The organism is Bordetella sputigena (assembly GCF_965137885.1).
GTDB classification, from domain to species: Bacteria; Pseudomonadota; Gammaproteobacteria; order Burkholderiales; family Burkholderiaceae_B; genus Bordetella_C; species Bordetella_C sputigena.
The window spans coordinates 442,193-457,873 of sequence record NZ_CBCSCA010000001.1 but is presented as its reverse complement, the minus strand read 5'-3'; the positions used below and the strand labels follow the sequence as shown (position 1 = coordinate 457,873).

14 protein-coding genes are annotated in these 15,681 nt (G+C 65.2%); 9 read left to right on the top strand and 5 right to left on the bottom strand.

Annotated elements, in window-relative coordinates; all coding sequences use genetic code 11:
• Nucleotides 1-16 precede the first annotated feature (16 nt).
• A complete protein-coding gene (apaG, locus tag ACNA0R_RS02165; protein ID WP_415824239.1) occupies nucleotides 17-391 on the bottom strand; it encodes a Co2+/Mg2+ efflux protein ApaG in 375 nt (124 codons plus the stop codon).
• 134 nt (nucleotides 392-525) lie between these two features.
• Here apaG and rpe point away from each other — a divergent pair, with 134 nt between their 5' ends.
• The 3 genes from rpe (at nucleotide 526) to trpE (ending at nucleotide 3,857) form a co-directional block, all read left to right on the top strand.
• A complete protein-coding gene (rpe, locus tag ACNA0R_RS02160; RefSeq protein WP_415824238.1) occupies nucleotides 526-1,242 on the top strand; it encodes a ribulose-phosphate 3-epimerase in 717 nt (238 codons plus the stop codon).
• Between the two features lie 73 nt (nucleotides 1,243-1,315).
• Nucleotides 1,316-1,996: a phosphoglycolate phosphatase gene (locus ACNA0R_RS02155; protein ID WP_415824237.1), complete on the top strand. Its 681-nt coding sequence runs from the start codon at nucleotides 1,316-1,318 to the stop codon at nucleotides 1,994-1,996.
• A gap of 340 nt (nucleotides 1,997-2,336) precedes the next feature.
• Entirely contained in the window at nucleotides 2,337-3,857 is a 1,521-nt protein-coding gene (gene trpE, locus ACNA0R_RS02150) for an anthranilate synthase component I (protein ID WP_415824235.1), read from the top strand.
• On the opposite strand, the gene ACNA0R_RS02145 is transcribed toward trpE, so the two are convergent.
• Nucleotides 3,850-5,160, bottom strand: a complete 1,311-nt coding sequence (locus tag ACNA0R_RS02145) for a hypothetical protein (protein WP_415824233.1) — start codon at nucleotides 5,158-5,160, stop codon at nucleotides 3,850-3,852. The two genes, trpE and ACNA0R_RS02145, sit on opposite strands and share 8 nt — an antisense overlap.
• A 490-nt stretch (nucleotides 5,161-5,650) precedes the next feature.
• Here ACNA0R_RS02145 and ACNA0R_RS02140 point away from each other — a divergent pair, with 490 nt between their 5' ends.
• The 4 genes from ACNA0R_RS02140 (at nucleotide 5,651) to ACNA0R_RS02125 (ending at nucleotide 8,747) form a co-directional block, all read left to right on the top strand.
• Nucleotides 5,651-6,244, top strand: coding sequence for an anthranilate synthase component II (locus ACNA0R_RS02140; RefSeq protein WP_415824232.1), 594 nt, complete (start codon nucleotides 5,651-5,653; stop codon nucleotides 6,242-6,244).
• A 37-nt stretch (nucleotides 6,245-6,281) separates the two neighbouring features.
• Complete coding sequence (trpD, locus tag ACNA0R_RS02135; protein ID WP_415824231.1) at nucleotides 6,282-7,307, top strand: anthranilate phosphoribosyltransferase; 1,026 nt, start codon at nucleotides 6,282-6,284, stop codon at nucleotides 7,305-7,307.
• Between the two features lies 1 nt (nucleotide 7,308).
• Complete coding sequence (gene trpC, locus ACNA0R_RS02130) at nucleotides 7,309-8,097, top strand: indole-3-glycerol phosphate synthase TrpC (RefSeq protein ID WP_415824230.1); 789 nt, start codon at nucleotides 7,309-7,311, stop codon at nucleotides 8,095-8,097.
• Nucleotides 8,098-8,228: 131 nt separating this feature from the next.
• Nucleotides 8,229-8,747 carry an acyl-CoA thioesterase gene (locus tag ACNA0R_RS02125; protein WP_415824229.1) on the top strand — a complete coding sequence of 173 codons (519 nt, stop codon included), beginning with the start codon at nucleotides 8,229-8,231 and terminating at the stop codon, nucleotides 8,745-8,747.
• On the opposite strand, the gene ACNA0R_RS02120 is transcribed toward ACNA0R_RS02125, so the two are convergent.
• Nucleotides 8,725-10,401 (bottom strand): response regulator, encoded by a 1,677-nt coding sequence (locus ACNA0R_RS02120; RefSeq protein WP_415824228.1) that lies wholly within the window; start codon nucleotides 10,399-10,401, stop codon nucleotides 8,725-8,727. The genes ACNA0R_RS02125 and ACNA0R_RS02120 overlap by 23 nt on opposite strands.
• Nucleotides 10,402-10,595: 194 nt before the next feature.
• On the opposite strand from ACNA0R_RS02120, the gene ACNA0R_RS02115 reads away from it, so the two are divergent.
• A complete protein-coding gene (locus ACNA0R_RS02115) occupies nucleotides 10,596-12,563 on the top strand; it encodes a glycoside hydrolase family 15 protein (protein ID WP_415824227.1) in 1,968 nt (655 codons plus the stop codon).
• A 30-nt stretch (nucleotides 12,564-12,593) separates the two neighbouring features.
• Here ACNA0R_RS02115 and ACNA0R_RS02110 read toward each other — a convergent pair whose 3' ends face one another.
• Both ACNA0R_RS02110 and ACNA0R_RS02105 read right to left on the bottom strand, forming a co-directional pair.
• A complete protein-coding gene (locus ACNA0R_RS02110; protein ID WP_415824225.1) occupies nucleotides 12,594-14,150 on the bottom strand; it encodes a DHA2 family efflux MFS transporter permease subunit in 1,557 nt (518 codons plus the stop codon).
• Nucleotides 14,151-14,220: 70 nt separating this feature from the next.
• Nucleotides 14,221-14,718 carry a MarR family transcriptional regulator gene (locus ACNA0R_RS02105; protein WP_415824224.1) on the bottom strand — a complete coding sequence of 166 codons (498 nt, stop codon included), beginning with the start codon at nucleotides 14,716-14,718 and terminating at the stop codon, nucleotides 14,221-14,223.
• Between the two features lie 171 nt (nucleotides 14,719-14,889).
• On the opposite strand from ACNA0R_RS02105, the gene ACNA0R_RS02100 reads away from it, so the two are divergent.
• Entirely contained in the window at nucleotides 14,890-15,633 is a 744-nt protein-coding gene (locus ACNA0R_RS02100; protein WP_415824223.1) for an aldolase, read from the top strand.
• The last annotated feature ends 48 nt before the right edge of the window (nucleotides 15,634-15,681 follow it).

Genomic DNA, 15,681 nt, shown 5'->3' with positions numbered 1-15,681 from the left:
CGCGCGGGCGGAGGTATCAATGCAGGGTACGCGGCATGGCCAGCAGGAATTCCTCGATCGGCACCTCGAAGGGAATGCCGTTTTCACCGACGCAATGGTAGCTGCCCCGCATGGTGCCCACGGGCGTGGGCAGCGGACAGCCGCTGGTGTACTCGAAGGTTTCGCCGGGCGCGAGCAGCGGTTGCTGGCCGACCACGCCCAGGCCGCGCACTTCCCGGACACGCTGGTTGCCGTCCGTAATGATCCAATGCCGGCTGATCACCTGCGCCGGATGCTCTCCGGTATTGGTGATGCGCACGGTATAGGCAAAAACATATTCCTGTTCCCCTGGATTGGACTGCTCCGCCACGTAGCGCGGCTCGACAGCAACGGTAAGGTCGTAGGGTTTCACTGGCTTTCCGGCCTTTAGGGTGGGTCGGTTGAATCGATGGCGGCTTGCCGCCGGAGCGGCAGCCGCGCGTGCATGCCAAATCGGCGACGGGCGCCGATCCCGGCGAACTACAATATTGGCACATTATCCCTTGAATGCCGCCGACCATGTCCTTCTTATCACCGGCCACCCGTATCGCGCCCAGCATCCTTTCCGCCGATTTCGCCCGTCTTGGGGAAGAAGTCCGCAATGTCGTCGCGGCAGGGGCCGACTGGATCCACTTCGACGTCATGGACAACCATTACGTCCCGAACCTGACGATAGGGCCCATGGTCTGCGCCGCGATCCGGCCGCACGTCGAAGTGCCCATCGACGTGCACTTGATGGTGGAACCGGTGGATGAACTGGTGCCCCAGTTCGCCAAGGCCGGCGCCAACATCATTTCCTTCCATCCCGAAGCCACGCGCCACGTCGATCGCACCCTGTCGCTGATCCGCGACCATGGCTGCAAGGCGGGGCTGGTGTTCAACCCGGCCACGTCCCTGGACCACATGGACTACGTGATGGACAAGCTCGACGTGATCCTGATCATGTCCGTGAACCCCGGCTTCGGCGGACAAAGCTTCCTGCCTTCGGCCTTGCACAAGCTGCGCGAAGCGCGCGCCCGCATCGACCGCTGGACGCAGGAAGGCGGCCAGCACATCGCCCTGGAAGTCGACGGGGGGGTCAAGGTGGACAACATCGCGGAAATCCGCGCGGCGGGCGCGGATACCTTCGTGGCGGGATCGGCTATCTTCGGCCACCCCGATTACGCCAAGATCATCGGCGCGATGCGCGAGCAGATCGCCCAGGCCGGCACGTTGTCGGCCTGAAGTGCGACCTGAAGTGCAGCCTGAAGTACAGCCTGAAGCGCGGCCTGAATTCCGGGCCTGAAGGAAACCCGCCATGAAATTCTTCCAAGCCGCCCTGCTGGACCTCGATGGCACCCTGCTGGATTCCGTGCCCGACCTGGCGACGGCCGCCAACGCGATGCGCGTCGAGCTCGGCATGCCGCCCCTGCGCGAAGATGTCATCGCCACGTTCGTGGGCAAAGGCGTGGACCGGCTCGTGCAGCGCGCGCTGGCCGGTTCGCAGGAGCACGATGCGCTGGATCCCGACCTGTTCGCCCGCGGACGCGCCTCGTTCTACCAGCACTATCACCTGGTGAATGGCGACAAAGCGGAAATCTTCGATGGCGTGCTGGACGGCCTCAAGGCCATGCGCGACCAGGGCCTCAAGCTGGCGGTCGTCACCAACAAGCCGACGGAATTCACGATACCGCTGCTACAGCGCACCGGCCTGGCGGGGTTCTTCGCCGCGGTCGTGTGCGGCGACACCTGCGCCCGCAAGAAGCCCGATCCGCAGCCGATGCTGCATGCGTGCACGCTGCTGGGCGTGCGCCCGGAACGCGCCGTCACCATTGGCGATTCCCTCAATGACTCGCAGGCCGGCCGCGACGCGGGCACCCGCGTGCTGGTGGTGCCCTACGGGTACAACGAAGGCGTGGATGTGCGCACGCTGGACGTCGATGGTATAGTGTCGTCGCTGGTCGAAGCCGCGCAGTGGATCGCGCGGAACGGTGCCTGACCAGGGGCCACCCTCCGGGGCCATCCCTGAAACAGCGTCCATCCCACGGCAAGCCACACTGACAGATACGCACGCAGTTACGCATACAGACAGACACGCGAATCCGAAATGAATCTCTCCGCCCCTACCCAAATGCTCAGCGCCTCGTGGCGTTGGTGGCGTTTGTCTTCCGGGTGGCGATGAAGCGATAAGCGAGCTAGCATTCCCCGGCGTCCGACGTTCACCAAACAGGCGCCGACCGCAGCAAAATCCCAAAGCCCGGAACCAGCACACTGGCCGGGCTTTTTGCTTTTTTGCTTTCCGCCCGGCTCGACAGCAGAAAAACCCGAACGAGACCGCTATGACTGAACTGGAATTCAAAGCACTGGCCACGCAAGGCTACAACCGCATCCCCCTGGTCGCCGATACCTACGCCGACCTGGACACTCCGCTGGGTATCTATCTGAAGCTGGCCCATTCCGGTCCGGAAAACGGCCGCATGAGCTGCCTGCTGGAATCCGTGGTGGGCGGCGAACGCTTCGGCCGCTATTCCTTTATCGGCCTGCCCGCGCACACCGTCATCCAGGCGCGCGGCACGGTCACCGAGGTTCTCCGCGACGGCAAGGTGGTGGAAACCCATCACGGCGATCCGCTGGCCTTCATCGAACAGTACCAGTCCCGTTTCAAGGTCGCGCTGCGGCCGGGCATGCCGCGCTTCGCCGGCGGCCTGGCGGGCTATTTCGGCTACGACACGGTACGGCACATCGAGCCGCGCCTGGGGCCGGCGGTCAAGCCCTTTCCGGCCGGCATGGATGAAGGCACGCCGGACATCATGCTGCTGCACGTGGACGAACTGGTCATCGTCGACAACCTGGCGGGCCGCATCTACCTGATGGTTTATGCGGACCCCGCCCAGCCGGAAGCCTATGCCCGCGCGCAGCAGCGGCTGCGCGAGCTGCGCCAGAAACTGCGCAAGCCGGTGGACATTCCCTACAGCCACGCCAGCATGCAGACGGAAGAACGGCGCGACTTCAAGAAAGAAGACTACCTGGCCGCGGTCAGGCGCGCCAAGGAATACATCGCCGCGGGCGACCTGATGCAGGTGCAGGTGGGCCAGGTCATCACCAAGCCCTTCCGCGATTCGCCCCTGTCGCTGTACCGGTCGCTGCGCTCGCTGAACCCGTCGCCCTATATGTACTTCTGGAATTTCGGCGATTTCCACGTCGTCGGCTCGTCGCCTGAAATCCTGGTACGCCAGGAACGCGTGGTCGAGGACGGCCAGCCCAAGTCGCGCATCACCATCCGTCCGCTGGCCGGCACGCGCAAACGTGGGACGACGCCGGAAGAAGACGCCGTGCTGGCCGCCGAACTGCAGGCGGACCCCAAGGAGATCGCCGAGCACGTCATGCTGATCGACCTTGCCCGCAACGACGTGGGTCGCGTGGCCGAGACCGGATCGGTGAAGGTCACCGACACCATGGCCATCGAACGTTATTCCCACGTCATGCACCTGGTGTCGAACGTGGCCGGCAATCTCGACCCCGCCATGACCAGCATGGACGTACTGCGCGCGGCCTTCCCCGCCGGCACGCTCACCGGCGCGCCCAAAGTGCGCGCCATGGAAATCATCGACGAACTGGAACCCGTGCGGCGCGGCATCTATGGCGGCGCGGCGGGCTACCTGAGCTACGGCGGTGAAATGGACGTGGCCATCGCCATCCGCACCGGCGTGATCAAGGACGGCACCCTATACGTGCAGGCCGCCGCCGGCATCGTCGCGGATTCCAATCCGGAATCCGAATGGGCGGAAACCGAAGCCAAGGCCCGTGCCGTGCTGCGCGCCGCGGAGCAGGTGCAGAACGGGCTGGACCAGCCTATCTGAGCGGCTGTTGCGCGTCTTCGACGAGGAACTTCACCATCGTCAACAGCATGCGGTAGCGCAGCGGTTCGCCGGGACCGATGATCTTGTGCGGCGACGAGGCCTCGCCCCCGTCGTCCCCGTCGGCCACCCCCAGGGCGGCCGCCGCGGGCTCGGGCGGCAAGGCGTTGCCGGCGTACTGCATCAGCCTGGACAGTTCCTGGTCCAGGCCGTGCAGCAGCGCCTTGCGGTCCGCTTCGCCCAGGCGGCTGATGTGGCGGGTAAGCGGCGGGATGCACAGGCTTATCGGCGTCGGCTTGTAGCGTTCTTCCGGCGGGACTCCGGCGACCCGCACCGCCCGCGCCTCGGTACGCAGCGCGGTTTCATCCGAAGCGATGAAGTGCAGGTGGGCCCGGCTCAAGGGCGGCCAGCCGCGCACCGGCGCCGCGATGGGCAGCAGATCGACGGGACGCGTCAGTGCGCCCAGCAGTTCACCCATATGACGGCTGACGGCGCGAGCATCCCGATATGACGGCAGGAGCAGGCATTTCAGGCCGAGCAGCAGCCGGCGCGCCACTGTCGTCGCGGATCGCTTGCCCGTCCCGCCCAAGGGCGGATCGCCGAAATCGATGCAGGCCAGCCTGCCGAGTTTCTTCCTGACCCGCAGGTGGGCGTCGGGCTGTCCGGACTTTGCTTCGATGAGACGCGGCCGCGGCTCATCACGTGGCGCCGCCCGTAGATCCGGGTACGCGTCCGCCGGACTTCCCTGCCCTGCCGGCGCCGCCTGCTCGTGATCCGCCTCGGCCGGAAATGACGCCGGCGCTGCCTCGGCGTCGTACGTTCGTACGGTATGCAGCCGCGGCGCCCATCGCATTTGCCTGGATCTCGACGAGCCGCTGTCGCCGGCGCCCGAGGAGGACGCCTCGCCGGGAACATCTTCCGCAACGGCGGAGGCGCCCCAGGACGCCTCGCTGCCGTCCAGGCCGGCGGACGCTTCATCCCGGCGGCACGCGCCATTCTCGCCTTCGCCCGCATCGTGCGCCTGTAGCAGCAGCCGCCCGGCGTCGGTGCAGCGCAGGCAGGCGAAAGTACCGGCCAGCCACTTCAGACGCAGGCAATCCAGCGCGGCGTCGCGCAACGCGTCGCGGCCGATGTCGTGCGGAAAGTCGGCGTACAGGGCCTCGAAGGACTGGCCCCTGGCGTCGCGAGCCAGGCTGGCCAGCAACTGGCGTTCGACCGGCCCGGGACGGGGCACCGCGTCCGCGCGTGGAACAGGCGAGGGCCGCGCGCACGTGGCGGCTGGCCCGTGGATGGAGGGATATGACATGGTTGGTCCAGGATGAAAGATGCCCTCCTATGTCGGTTTTGGCGCGAGGTCGATCCACCCGCCGCAAGTCCCCTGAACCCGCGGCCATAATTGGGGTAGAATTCCGCACTCAGGACGGCCGCGCCGCCCTCCTTATCTGTGTTTTTTGCTTTCCCAGCTGAATCATCCGAATATGACCCGCTCGACGACGCCTGATTTTGGTCAGTGGTGGCGCTTCCACTAGGAAGCGGCACGTCGTCGCGGTTTCAGCCGCGCCTTGCCGCCGTAACCGGCAGACAAGGCCAGCTAGCGAAATAGCTCCCCTCCCCGGCACGGCGGCTCCCAGATCCCAGGAGACAGCCTGATGCCCCAGCAAACAGACCTGAATCGATCCAACAACGCCCGCGCCGCTGGCCGGCCGCGCATGGCTGGCCGTGCCTGGCGATGGTGACCCGTCTCCGTTCCGTATTCCTGTCCCGGCGCCGATAGCGGCGCCTGCCGGGACACCACCATGAACAGAAACAAGGGTAGCGCCATGAGCCTCTTGATGATCGACAACTACGATTCCTTCACCTACAACCTGGTGCAGTATTTCGGCGAACTGGGCGAAGACGTGCGCGTCGCGCGCAACGACCAGATCACGCTGGAAGAAATCGCCGCGATGAAGCCGGACCGCATCTGCGTGTCGCCGGGCCCGTGCTCGCCCGCGGAAGCGGGCATCTCGGTGCCGGTGATACAGGAATTCGGCGGCAAGATCCCCATTCTGGGCGTCTGCCTGGGCCACCAGGCGATAGGCGCGGCCTTCGGCGGCGACATCGTGCGCGCGCCGACCATCATGCACGGCAAGACGGTGCAGATCACGCACACGGGCACCGATATCTTCACCGGCCTGCCCACGCCGTACACGGTGATCCGCTACAACTCGCTGACCATCGCGCCCGGCACGCTGCCCGATTGCCTGGAAGCCACCGCCACCGCGGAAGACGGCGACATCATGGGCGTGCGTCACAAAACCCTGCCCATATACGGGGTACAGTTCCACCCCGAGTCGGTGCTGAGCGAGCACGGGCATGCCTTGATGCGCAATTTCCTGAACATCCGATAAAGAACCCGGAACCGGGCCTACCAAGAGGGACTCCATCATGACGATAACGGCGAGCGAAGCGCTGACCCGTTGCATCGAGCACCGCGAGATTTTTCACGATGAAATGCTGCATCTGATGCGCATGCTGATGAGCGGCGAAATGTCGCCGCAGATCGCCACGGCCTTGCTGATGGGCCTGCGGGTCAAGAAGGAAACCATAGGCGAAATCACCGCCGCCGCGCAGGTCATGCGCGAATTCGCCACGCCGGTCCATACGCCCTATCCGGAACAGCTGCTGGATATGTGCGGCACCGGCGGCGACGGCAGCCAGACCTTCAACATCTCCACCGCGGCCATGTTCGTCGCCGCCGCGGCGGGCGCCAAGGTCGCCAAGCACGGCGGGCGCAGCGCGTCGTCGTCCTCGGGCAGCGCCGACGTGCTGGAAGCGCTGGGCGCGAACCTGCAGATCCATCCCGAACAGGTCGCCGAATGCATCGCCAACGTGGGCATCGGCTTCATGTTCGCGCCCGCGCACCATGGCGCTATGAAGAACGTCGCCGCGGTGCGCAAGGAATTGGGCGTGCGGACCATTTTCAACATTCTGGGCCCGCTCACCAACCCGGCAGGCGCGCAGAATCAACTGATGGGCGTCTTCCATCCCGATCTGGTCGGCATACAGGTGCGCGTGCTGGAACGCCTGGGCTCGCGCCATGTCCTGGTGGTGCATGGGCGCGACGGGATGGACGAGGCATCCCTGGGCGCGGCCACCCTGGTCGGCGAACTGAAAGACGGCAAAATCCTGGAATACGAAATCCACCCCGAGGACTACGGGCTATCCATGATGTCCAACCGGGGAATCAAGGTGTCCAATCGGGAAGAATCACGCGACCTCATCCTGGAAGCGCTGAACGACAAACCGGGCCCGGCGCGCGATATCGTCGCCCTGAACGCCGCCCTTGCCATCTACGCCGGCAACGTCGCTCCATCGATTGAAGCCGGCCTGAAACTGGCGGTTGATACGATTGCCTCTGGTGCCGCTCGCGGCAAGCTGGAAGAATTTTGCGCCTACACCCGGAAGTTTTGAGATGAACGACATTCTTGCGAAGATCCTCGCCGTCAAGGCCGAGGAAGTCGCCACCGCCCGCCAGATGCGCAGCGAAGCCGAATTGCTGCGCGAAGCGCAAGCGCGCCAGGATGTGCGCGGCTTCGCCCAGGCGATCGAAGACAAGATCGCCGCCGGCAAACCCGGCGTGATCGCGGAAATCAAAAAAGCCTCGCCGTCGCGCGGGGTCCTGCGCGAAAACTTCAGCCCGGCGGAAATCGCCGCCTCCTATGCGGTGCATGGCGCGGCCTGCCTGTCGGTGTTGACCGACGTGCAGTTCTTCCAGGGTTCGCACGACCATCTGCGGCAGGCGCGCGCCGCCTGCCCGCTGCCGGTGCTGCGCAAGGATTTCATCATCGATCCCTACCAGGTGGTGTTTTCGCGCGCGCTGGGCGCGGACTGCGTGCTGCTGATCGCGGCCGCGCTGGCGCCCGCGCAGCTCAAGGAACTGGAAGCCTGCGCCATGGACCTGGGCATGGACGTGCTGGTGGAAGTCCATGACGCCGCTGAACTGGAAGTCGCCACGCAACTGCGTACGCCGCTGATCGGCATCAATAACCGCAACCTGCGCACCTTCGAAACCACCTTGCGGAACACGTTGGACTTGCTGCCCCTGGTGCCAGCCGGACGCCGCATCGTCACGGAAAGCGGCATCCTGCGGCCGGAGGACGTCCGCATGATGCGCGAGCACAAGGTGGATGCCTTCCTGGTGGGCGAAGCCTTCATGCGCGCGCCCGACCCGGGCGCGGAGCTGGCCCGGCTGATCGCCTGAACCACCTGAGCGCGGAGCCGCGGGCACGCCCGGCCCGCGCGAAAAAGACCCCGAAACCTGATTTTCTTGGCGCTTTCCGCCATGCCGCCCATTGCTAAGATCGCGGCGTGATGCAAGAAAGGACACCCAGCATGGACGAAGCTTTCAGCCACCAGTTGTCGATGACCATCCTGATGACTCCGGATATGGCCAACTTTTCCGGCAACGTCCACGGGGGCCATATCCTGAAGTATCTGGACCAGGTGGCCTACGCCTGCGCCAGCCGCTACGCCGGCCAGTACGTGGTGACGCTGTCGGTGGACCAGGTGGTGTTCCGCGAACCCATCCACGTCGGTGAACTGGTGACTTTCCTGGCGTCGGTCAATTACACCGGCAGAACGTCCATGGAGATCGGCATCAAGGTGGTCACCGAAGACATCCGGCAGAAGCTGGTGCGCCATACCAATAGTTGCTACTTCACCATGGTGGCGGTGGACGAGCTGGGCAATCCGACACCGGTGCCACCCCTGGAGCCGCGCACCGAAGAAGAGCGGCAACGCTTCGAAGCGGCCGACCAGCGCCGCGCCCTGCGCCAGGAAATGCAGCGCCGCCACGCGGCCATCAAGCGCAACGTCGCGGACAGCGGGATTACCGCTGCAGAGCCTCGCTGACCATGGCGGCCAGCTGGTCCAGATTGAACGGCTTTTGCAGCACGCGTTCGTGTTCCAGTACGGTGCCGCCGACCTGGGCGTCCGCGTAGCCGGTCGCCAGGATAACGGGCAGGTCCGGGAACAGACTGCGCGCGCGCTCGATCACTTCGGCGCCGTTCAGCTTGGGCATGATGAAATCCACCATCAATAGGTCGGGCGGCTGTTCGCTCAGCATCGCCAGGCCTTCTTCGCCGTCGGCGGCCTGCCGCACTTCATAGCCGAGTATCTGCAGGCATTCCACGATCAGATGGCGCACCGATGCATCGTCATCGATCACCAGCACACTGGCGGCGCGGCCCTGCGCTTGTACGCCGGCATCGGCGGATGGCACGCCGTCCACGGCGGCCGGATCGGCCAGCGCGAGCCAGATTTCCACGACCGTGCCGCGGCCCTCTTCGCTGGCGATGCGGGCGGTTCCGCCGGACTGGCGCGCAATGCCGTAGACCTGGCTCAAGCCCAGGCCTGTTCCCTTTCCCACCGGCTTGGTCGTGAAAAACGGGTCGAAGACTTTGTTCAGCGCATGGGACGGGATGCCGGTGCCCGTGTCTTTAACCGATATGACAACGTAGCGGCCTGCCGGCAGGTCGCCTTCCCCGCTTTCCCGCACCGCGGTCGCCAGGCTGACCTCGCCGCCCGACGGCATGGCGTCGCGCGCATTCAGGCACAGGTTCAGGACCGCCAGCTCCAGTTGATTTCCGTCGGCCGTGGCCATGGGCAGGTCGGGCGCGAATTCGGTCAGTACGCGTACCGTCGGCCCCAGGGACAGGCCCAGGAGTTCGCGCATTGCGGCCAGCAAGGCATTGATGTTGGTGGGACGCAGGTCCAGGTTCTGGCTGCGGGAAAATGCCAGCAATTGCGCGGTCAGCTTCGCGCCGCGTTCGACCGCGTGCCTGGCGTTGACCGCCAGGCGCCGCAGACGATCGTCCGGAGACGTGCGCTGTATCAACTCCACGCTGCCCATGATGACATTGAGCAGATTGTTGAAGTCATGGGCCAGGCCGCCCGTCAGCTGGCCGATGGCCTCCATTTTCTGCGACTGCACCAGCGCGCTCTGGGTACGCTCGCGTTCGCGGATCTCCTTCATCAACCTGTCGTTGGCGCGGGCCAGGGCGTGCGTGCGCTCCGCGATGCGTGTCTCCAGCGTTTCGTTGAACAGCCGTAGCGCCTCTTCGCTTTCGCCCTGCCGGTGCAGGGCGGCGCGCGCCTCGTACTGCCTGGCGCGCCCCCGCAGCGCGGTGGCGATGGCGCGGCGTACGATGTCCTCGCGCAATGGCCGCTGCAGCAGTATCACATTGCCGAGTTGATCGTAGGCATCATGGGAGCCGCCGTCGCCGGCCGCGCCGTCGGCCGCGGGTGCCGGCGCCGCACCGGACTCGATCACCAGGAAAGAAAAGTCGGACCAGGGCTCCTGGCCGGACACCCAGTCGGCCAATTCATCCAGCACATGTGGTTTCAACGCTTCTTTCACCAGAACGGCGCAGCCGGCTCCGGCGCGCAGTCCCGCCATCAGCTGCGCCGCGTCGGCGCAGGCCATGGCCTGCCCGCCCATTGCGTTCAGTACATTGCCCAGGATCTGGCCGTCCTCGCCATGCGGGACCAGTACCAATACGTGCATGGCCTTGTCCACCGGAGCCCCCAATTCACCTCAACGGCCCATTACATCAGTTCGAGCAAACGCCGGGCTGTTACGCCGTGTTGCAGCGGGTGCGGGATATTTTCTCGGCGGAGCATGCCTAAGCCTCCTATGACCACTTTGGGTACATGATAGGCTTGCGCTCATCCAGGGCGCCCACGGGAGAACTGTGCTTCATGTCGAAACCGCTGGAAGACTACGGAATCATCGGCAACATGCTGTCGTCAGCGCTCGTATCGCGCGACGGCTCGATAGACTGGCTCTGCCTGCCCCATTTCAACTCGGCCGCATGCTTCGCGGCCCTGCTGGGCAATGAAGAGCACGGCTGCTGGCGGTTGCGGCCGCGCGGCGCGTTCGAGTCGCATCGGCGCTATATCCGTGGCACCGCGGTGCTGGAGACGCGCTTCGAAACCGCCACCGGCGCGGTCACCCTGTTCGACTTCATGCCCTTGAGCGACGACGAAGAACGCGTCGACGTCGTGCGCATCGTGCGCGGCGACCAGGGTCATGTCGATATGGATATGGATCTGGTGCTGCGCTTCAACTACGGCCAGGCGGTACCGTGGGTGCGCCGCCGCGATTACGGCATCAGCGCCATCGCCGGGCCGGACGCCGTCGAACTGCATACCCAGGCGCCGCTGGAAGGCAAGGACTTGCGCACCGTCTCGCGCTTCACGGTGCGGGCCGGCGAGCACGTGCCCTTCACGCTTTCCTATCATCCGTCGCACAAGGTGCCGCATTTCGTTCCCGATCGCCTGGAAAGCCTGGACCGTACGGTGGCCTGGTGGAAAGAGTGGTCCAAGCGCTGCCGCTCCGACCACCGCTTTCCAGAGTGGCACGACGCGATCGTGCGTTCGTTGATCACACTGAAGCTGCTGACCTTCCGGCCCACGGGCGGCATTGTCGCGGCGCCCACCACATCGCTGCCCGAGAACATCGGCGGCACACGCAACTGGGATTATCGGTATTGCTGGCTGCGCGACTCCGCGTTGACGTTGTATGCCCTGTTGAACGCCGGCTATCGCGAAGAAGCCGAAGCCTGGCGCATGTGGCTGATGCGCGCCTCGGCCGGCCATCCGAACCAGTTGCAGATCATGTACGGCATCGCCGGCGAACGCAGCCTGCCCGAAATGGAAATCCCCTGGCTGCCGGGGTACGAGAACAGCAAGCCGGTGCGCATCGGCAATGCCGCGTCGGCGCAGATCCAGATGGATATCTATGGCGAGCTGATCGATACGCTGCATGCGGCACGCGAAGCCGAACTGGCGCCGCTGGAGCAGGCGTGGCGTCTGCAGCGCATATTGCTCACGCCGCTGGAGCACGGCTGGGATACCGAAGACCACGGCATCTGGGAAGTACGCGGCGCGCGGCGGGCATTCACGCATTCGCGGCTGATGTGCTGGGTGGGCTTCGACCGCGCCGTCAAGTCGGCGGAACGCTTCGGTCTGCAAGGTCCCGTGCACCGCTGGCGCCATATCCGCGACACGATACGCGCGGATATCCTGCAGCACGGCTTCGACCGCGACTTGAACAGCTTCGTCCAGTACTACGGCGGCAAGGGGCTGGACGCCAGCCTGCTATTGATTCCGCAAGTGGGCTTCCTGCCCATCGATGATCCGCGGGTGGCCGGCACCGTGCAGGCAATAGAAAAGGGCCTGCTGCGCGACGGCCTGGTCATGCGCTACGTGCCGGAGCAATCGGACGACGGCTTGGCGCAGGACGAAGGCGTGTTCCTGGCATGCAGCTTCTGGCTGGCGGACGCCTACGTCATGCAGGGCCGGCTGGACGAAGGCGCCGCGCTGTTCGAGCGGCTGCTGTCGCTGCGCAACGATCTGGGATTGCTGGCGGAGGAGTACGACCCCGTCCGGCAACGCATGGTGGGCAATTTCCCGCAGGCGTTTTCACATATAGGCCTGATCAATACCGCCTACAACCTGCTACAGGCTCAGGGGCCGGCGCAGCAGCGTTCGCGCAGTTCGGCGCCGCATAATGGCTCGGCGCCGCACCAGGCCGCCGCATCCGGCGAGACGGATGCAACAGCGGCGGCGGCCGAGCATGCGGCCACCGCGCATTCCGCGAGCGAACCATCCGCGGCCGTGGCGTCGCCCGCCGCGCGCGCGGCGAACACGCCAGAAACAACATAGCGCCGTCGCCGCGACAGCGAGACGGCGCGGCTAATCAGCCACCACGTGTTGCAATTCGGACTGTTCGGCGGCCTGTTGCGCCGGCGACGCGGCCCGCCGCGTGCGCATGAAGATCAGGCAAGGAATGGCGGCCAGCGTCAGCCACATCATGAAGCGGAAGTCGTCCAGGTAGGCGATGAACGCGGCCTGCTGGGTCACCACCTCATTCATGCCTGCCATCCCGGCGGGCGTGCTCATATCGAACATGCGCGACAGCGCATCCGGATGGGTCATGATGGCGGCCGCCGAAACGTAAGCGCCCAGCGAGGCATGCAGCGTGGCGCTGTTGCGGACCAGCAGCGTCTGCATGGCCGAAATGCCGATACTGCTGCCGATATTGCGCGAAAGACTGTAGATCGCCGTGCCGTCGGACCGCAGCGACCGGTCCAGGGTGGAGAAGGTCATGGTGGTCAACGGCACCGACGTGAATCCCAGGCCCAGGCCCTGGATAAAACCCGGCACGATCACGTCCCACTCCGTGATCTGCGGCGTATAGCCGGACATCTGCCATAGCGACAGCGTGGTCAGCCCGAAACCCAGGGCGATGATCAGGCGGCCGTCGATGCGGCCCACCAGCCGCCCCGCCACCAGCATGGACACCATGGTGCCTGCGCCGCTGGGCGCGGTGACCACGCCCGTGGTCACCACCGGATACCCCAGTATCGTCTGCAGCAGCGGCGGCAACAGCGCGCGCGTCGCATACAGGAGCAGCCCCAGCAGGAAGTAGAACGCCAGGCCCATGGTGAAGTTGCGGTCGCGCAGCAGGGCGACCTTGAAAAACGAATGCTCCCCGCTGGTCGCCGTATGCAGGATGAAAAAAGTAAAGGACACGAAGGCGCATACCGCATAGATGCGGATCTCGATGGAATCGAACCAGTCCGCCTGCTCGCCCCGATCCAGCATCAGCTGCAGCAGGCCGATGGCTATCGCCAGCGTGGCGAAACCGAAGACATCGAAGCGGTTGTCGCGCCGCGTACCGTCGTCATGGATAAAGCGCGCAACGCCATAAAAGGACAGCAGGCCCACCGGCAGATTGATCAGGAAGACCCAGCGCCAATTCATGTTGTCGGTCAGCCAGCCGCCCAGCGTCGGCCCCAGAATGGGGCCCAGCATCACGCCCATGCCCCACACCGCCATGGCCTTGGCGTGATCCTTGGGCTCGTTGATGTCCAGCATCACCGCCTGGGACAAGGGCACGAGCGCTGCGCCGAACGCGCCTTGCAGTAAACGGGCAAGCACGATCTGCACCAGGTTCGCCGCGACCCCGCAGGCCAGCGACATCACCGTGAAGCCGGCGATGGAAACCAGGAATACCGACTTGAGTCCATAGCGCCCCGTCAGCCAGCCGGTCACTGGCGTCGCAATCGCCGCGGCGACGATATAGGACGTCAACACCCAGGTGATCTGGTCCTGCGATGCCGACAACCCCCCCGCCATATGCGGCAGGGCGACGTTGGCGATGGTGCTGTCCAGGGTCTGCATGATCGTCGCCAGCATGATGGAGACGGTGATCATCGACTTGTGCGAGGCGGGGCTGGCGGGGGTCATGATTTAATAACCTACGTTATTATTTACCGAAAAAAAGGGGCTCCCGCCCCCGCTCGCCCCAAGGGCCGCTTTATTCAACATGGGTCAACAGCTTGCGTAGCAAGCGCTCCAGCTCATCGATTTCCGACGCTTCGAAATTGGCGAACAGCGACTTCAGCTGCGTCCGCCGCCGCGGCAGATACTGGCGCACGAAGTCCTGGGCCTTCGGCGTCAGCTGCAGGAACAGCTGGCGGCGGTCGCTTTCCCCCGCCAGCCGGGTCACATACCCTTGCCGCTCCAGTTCGCGCGCCACGCGGGTGCTGTTGGTGCGCGAGGAATTCATGAACACGCTAAGGTCCGACGGCTTCAGACGATGCTGCTCGCTGGCGTAGATAACGACGAGCGATGTCCACAGCGTAGAATTCAAGGCATGTTCGCGCAGCGGCGCATCCATGTGGTCCCCGAGCCGCGTCGCCACGTGCATGAAAAGCCGGCTGATGACGGATTCGCGCAATTGATGGCGCGACGCCAGGCGCAAGGACAGCTCGTCCATGGCCTGCTCGAAGGGTTCGAAGGAAGATGGGGACATCGCGGCTCGGCGTCTCACAGCGGAAACTAATAACGTTCGTTATTATATCGCCGCACCCGCTGACGAGTGACTGAACAGGGCAGCAAGCCCGGACCGAATCCGCTGTCCGGCGTGCCGCGATTCGGTTTAAATCTGCGGTTCCGGCCGCCGCGCCCTACGTCCTCCGACACCATGTCCGCTCAAACCGATAGCATTCCCCATAGTCCCGACACCCTGGCCTTGCGGGCCGATTTGGCGCTGGCATTGCGCGCCGCCGCCTATCACGGGCTCGAAGAAGGCGTCTGCAATCATTTCAGCGTCGCGCTTCCCGACGGCAGCGACCGCTTCCTGATCAATCCCCACGGCCTGCACTGGAGCGAGGTCGACGCCGACGACATCGTCATGGTGGATGGGCGCGGCGTCAGGCTGGCCGGCCGGCACAATGTCGAAGCCACGGCCATGATCATCCACGCGGCGATACATCGCATCGCCCGCAAAACCTGTGTATTGCATACGCACATGCCGTACGCCACGGCGTTGACCTTGACGGCCCGGCGTGGGCTGGATACCCGCCTGTCCCAGAACGCCATGCGCTTTCACGGCCGCGTGGCCATCGATCCCCGCTACGACGGCCTGGCGCTGGATACGGCCGAAGGCGAACGCATCGCCCGCGCCATGCACGGCGCCGACGTGCTATTCCTGGGCAACCATGGCGTTGTCGTCTGCGGCGAACGCGTCGACTACGCCTACGACGATCTGTACTTCCTGGAACGGGCCTGCCAGGCCGAGGTCCTGGCGCTGTCCACCGGACAGCCGCTGGAGCCGGTGCCGGAGACCATGGCGCGCCACGTGGCCGTACAGATCCAGGGCGAACGCCTGCAGTCGACGCTGTTCTTCGAATCGCTGCGGCGCCGCCTGGCGAATACGGCTCGCTGAGCCGGCCGCGTCATCGGCTACCGCGTCGGCCGCGCCGTCGGTCGCTCC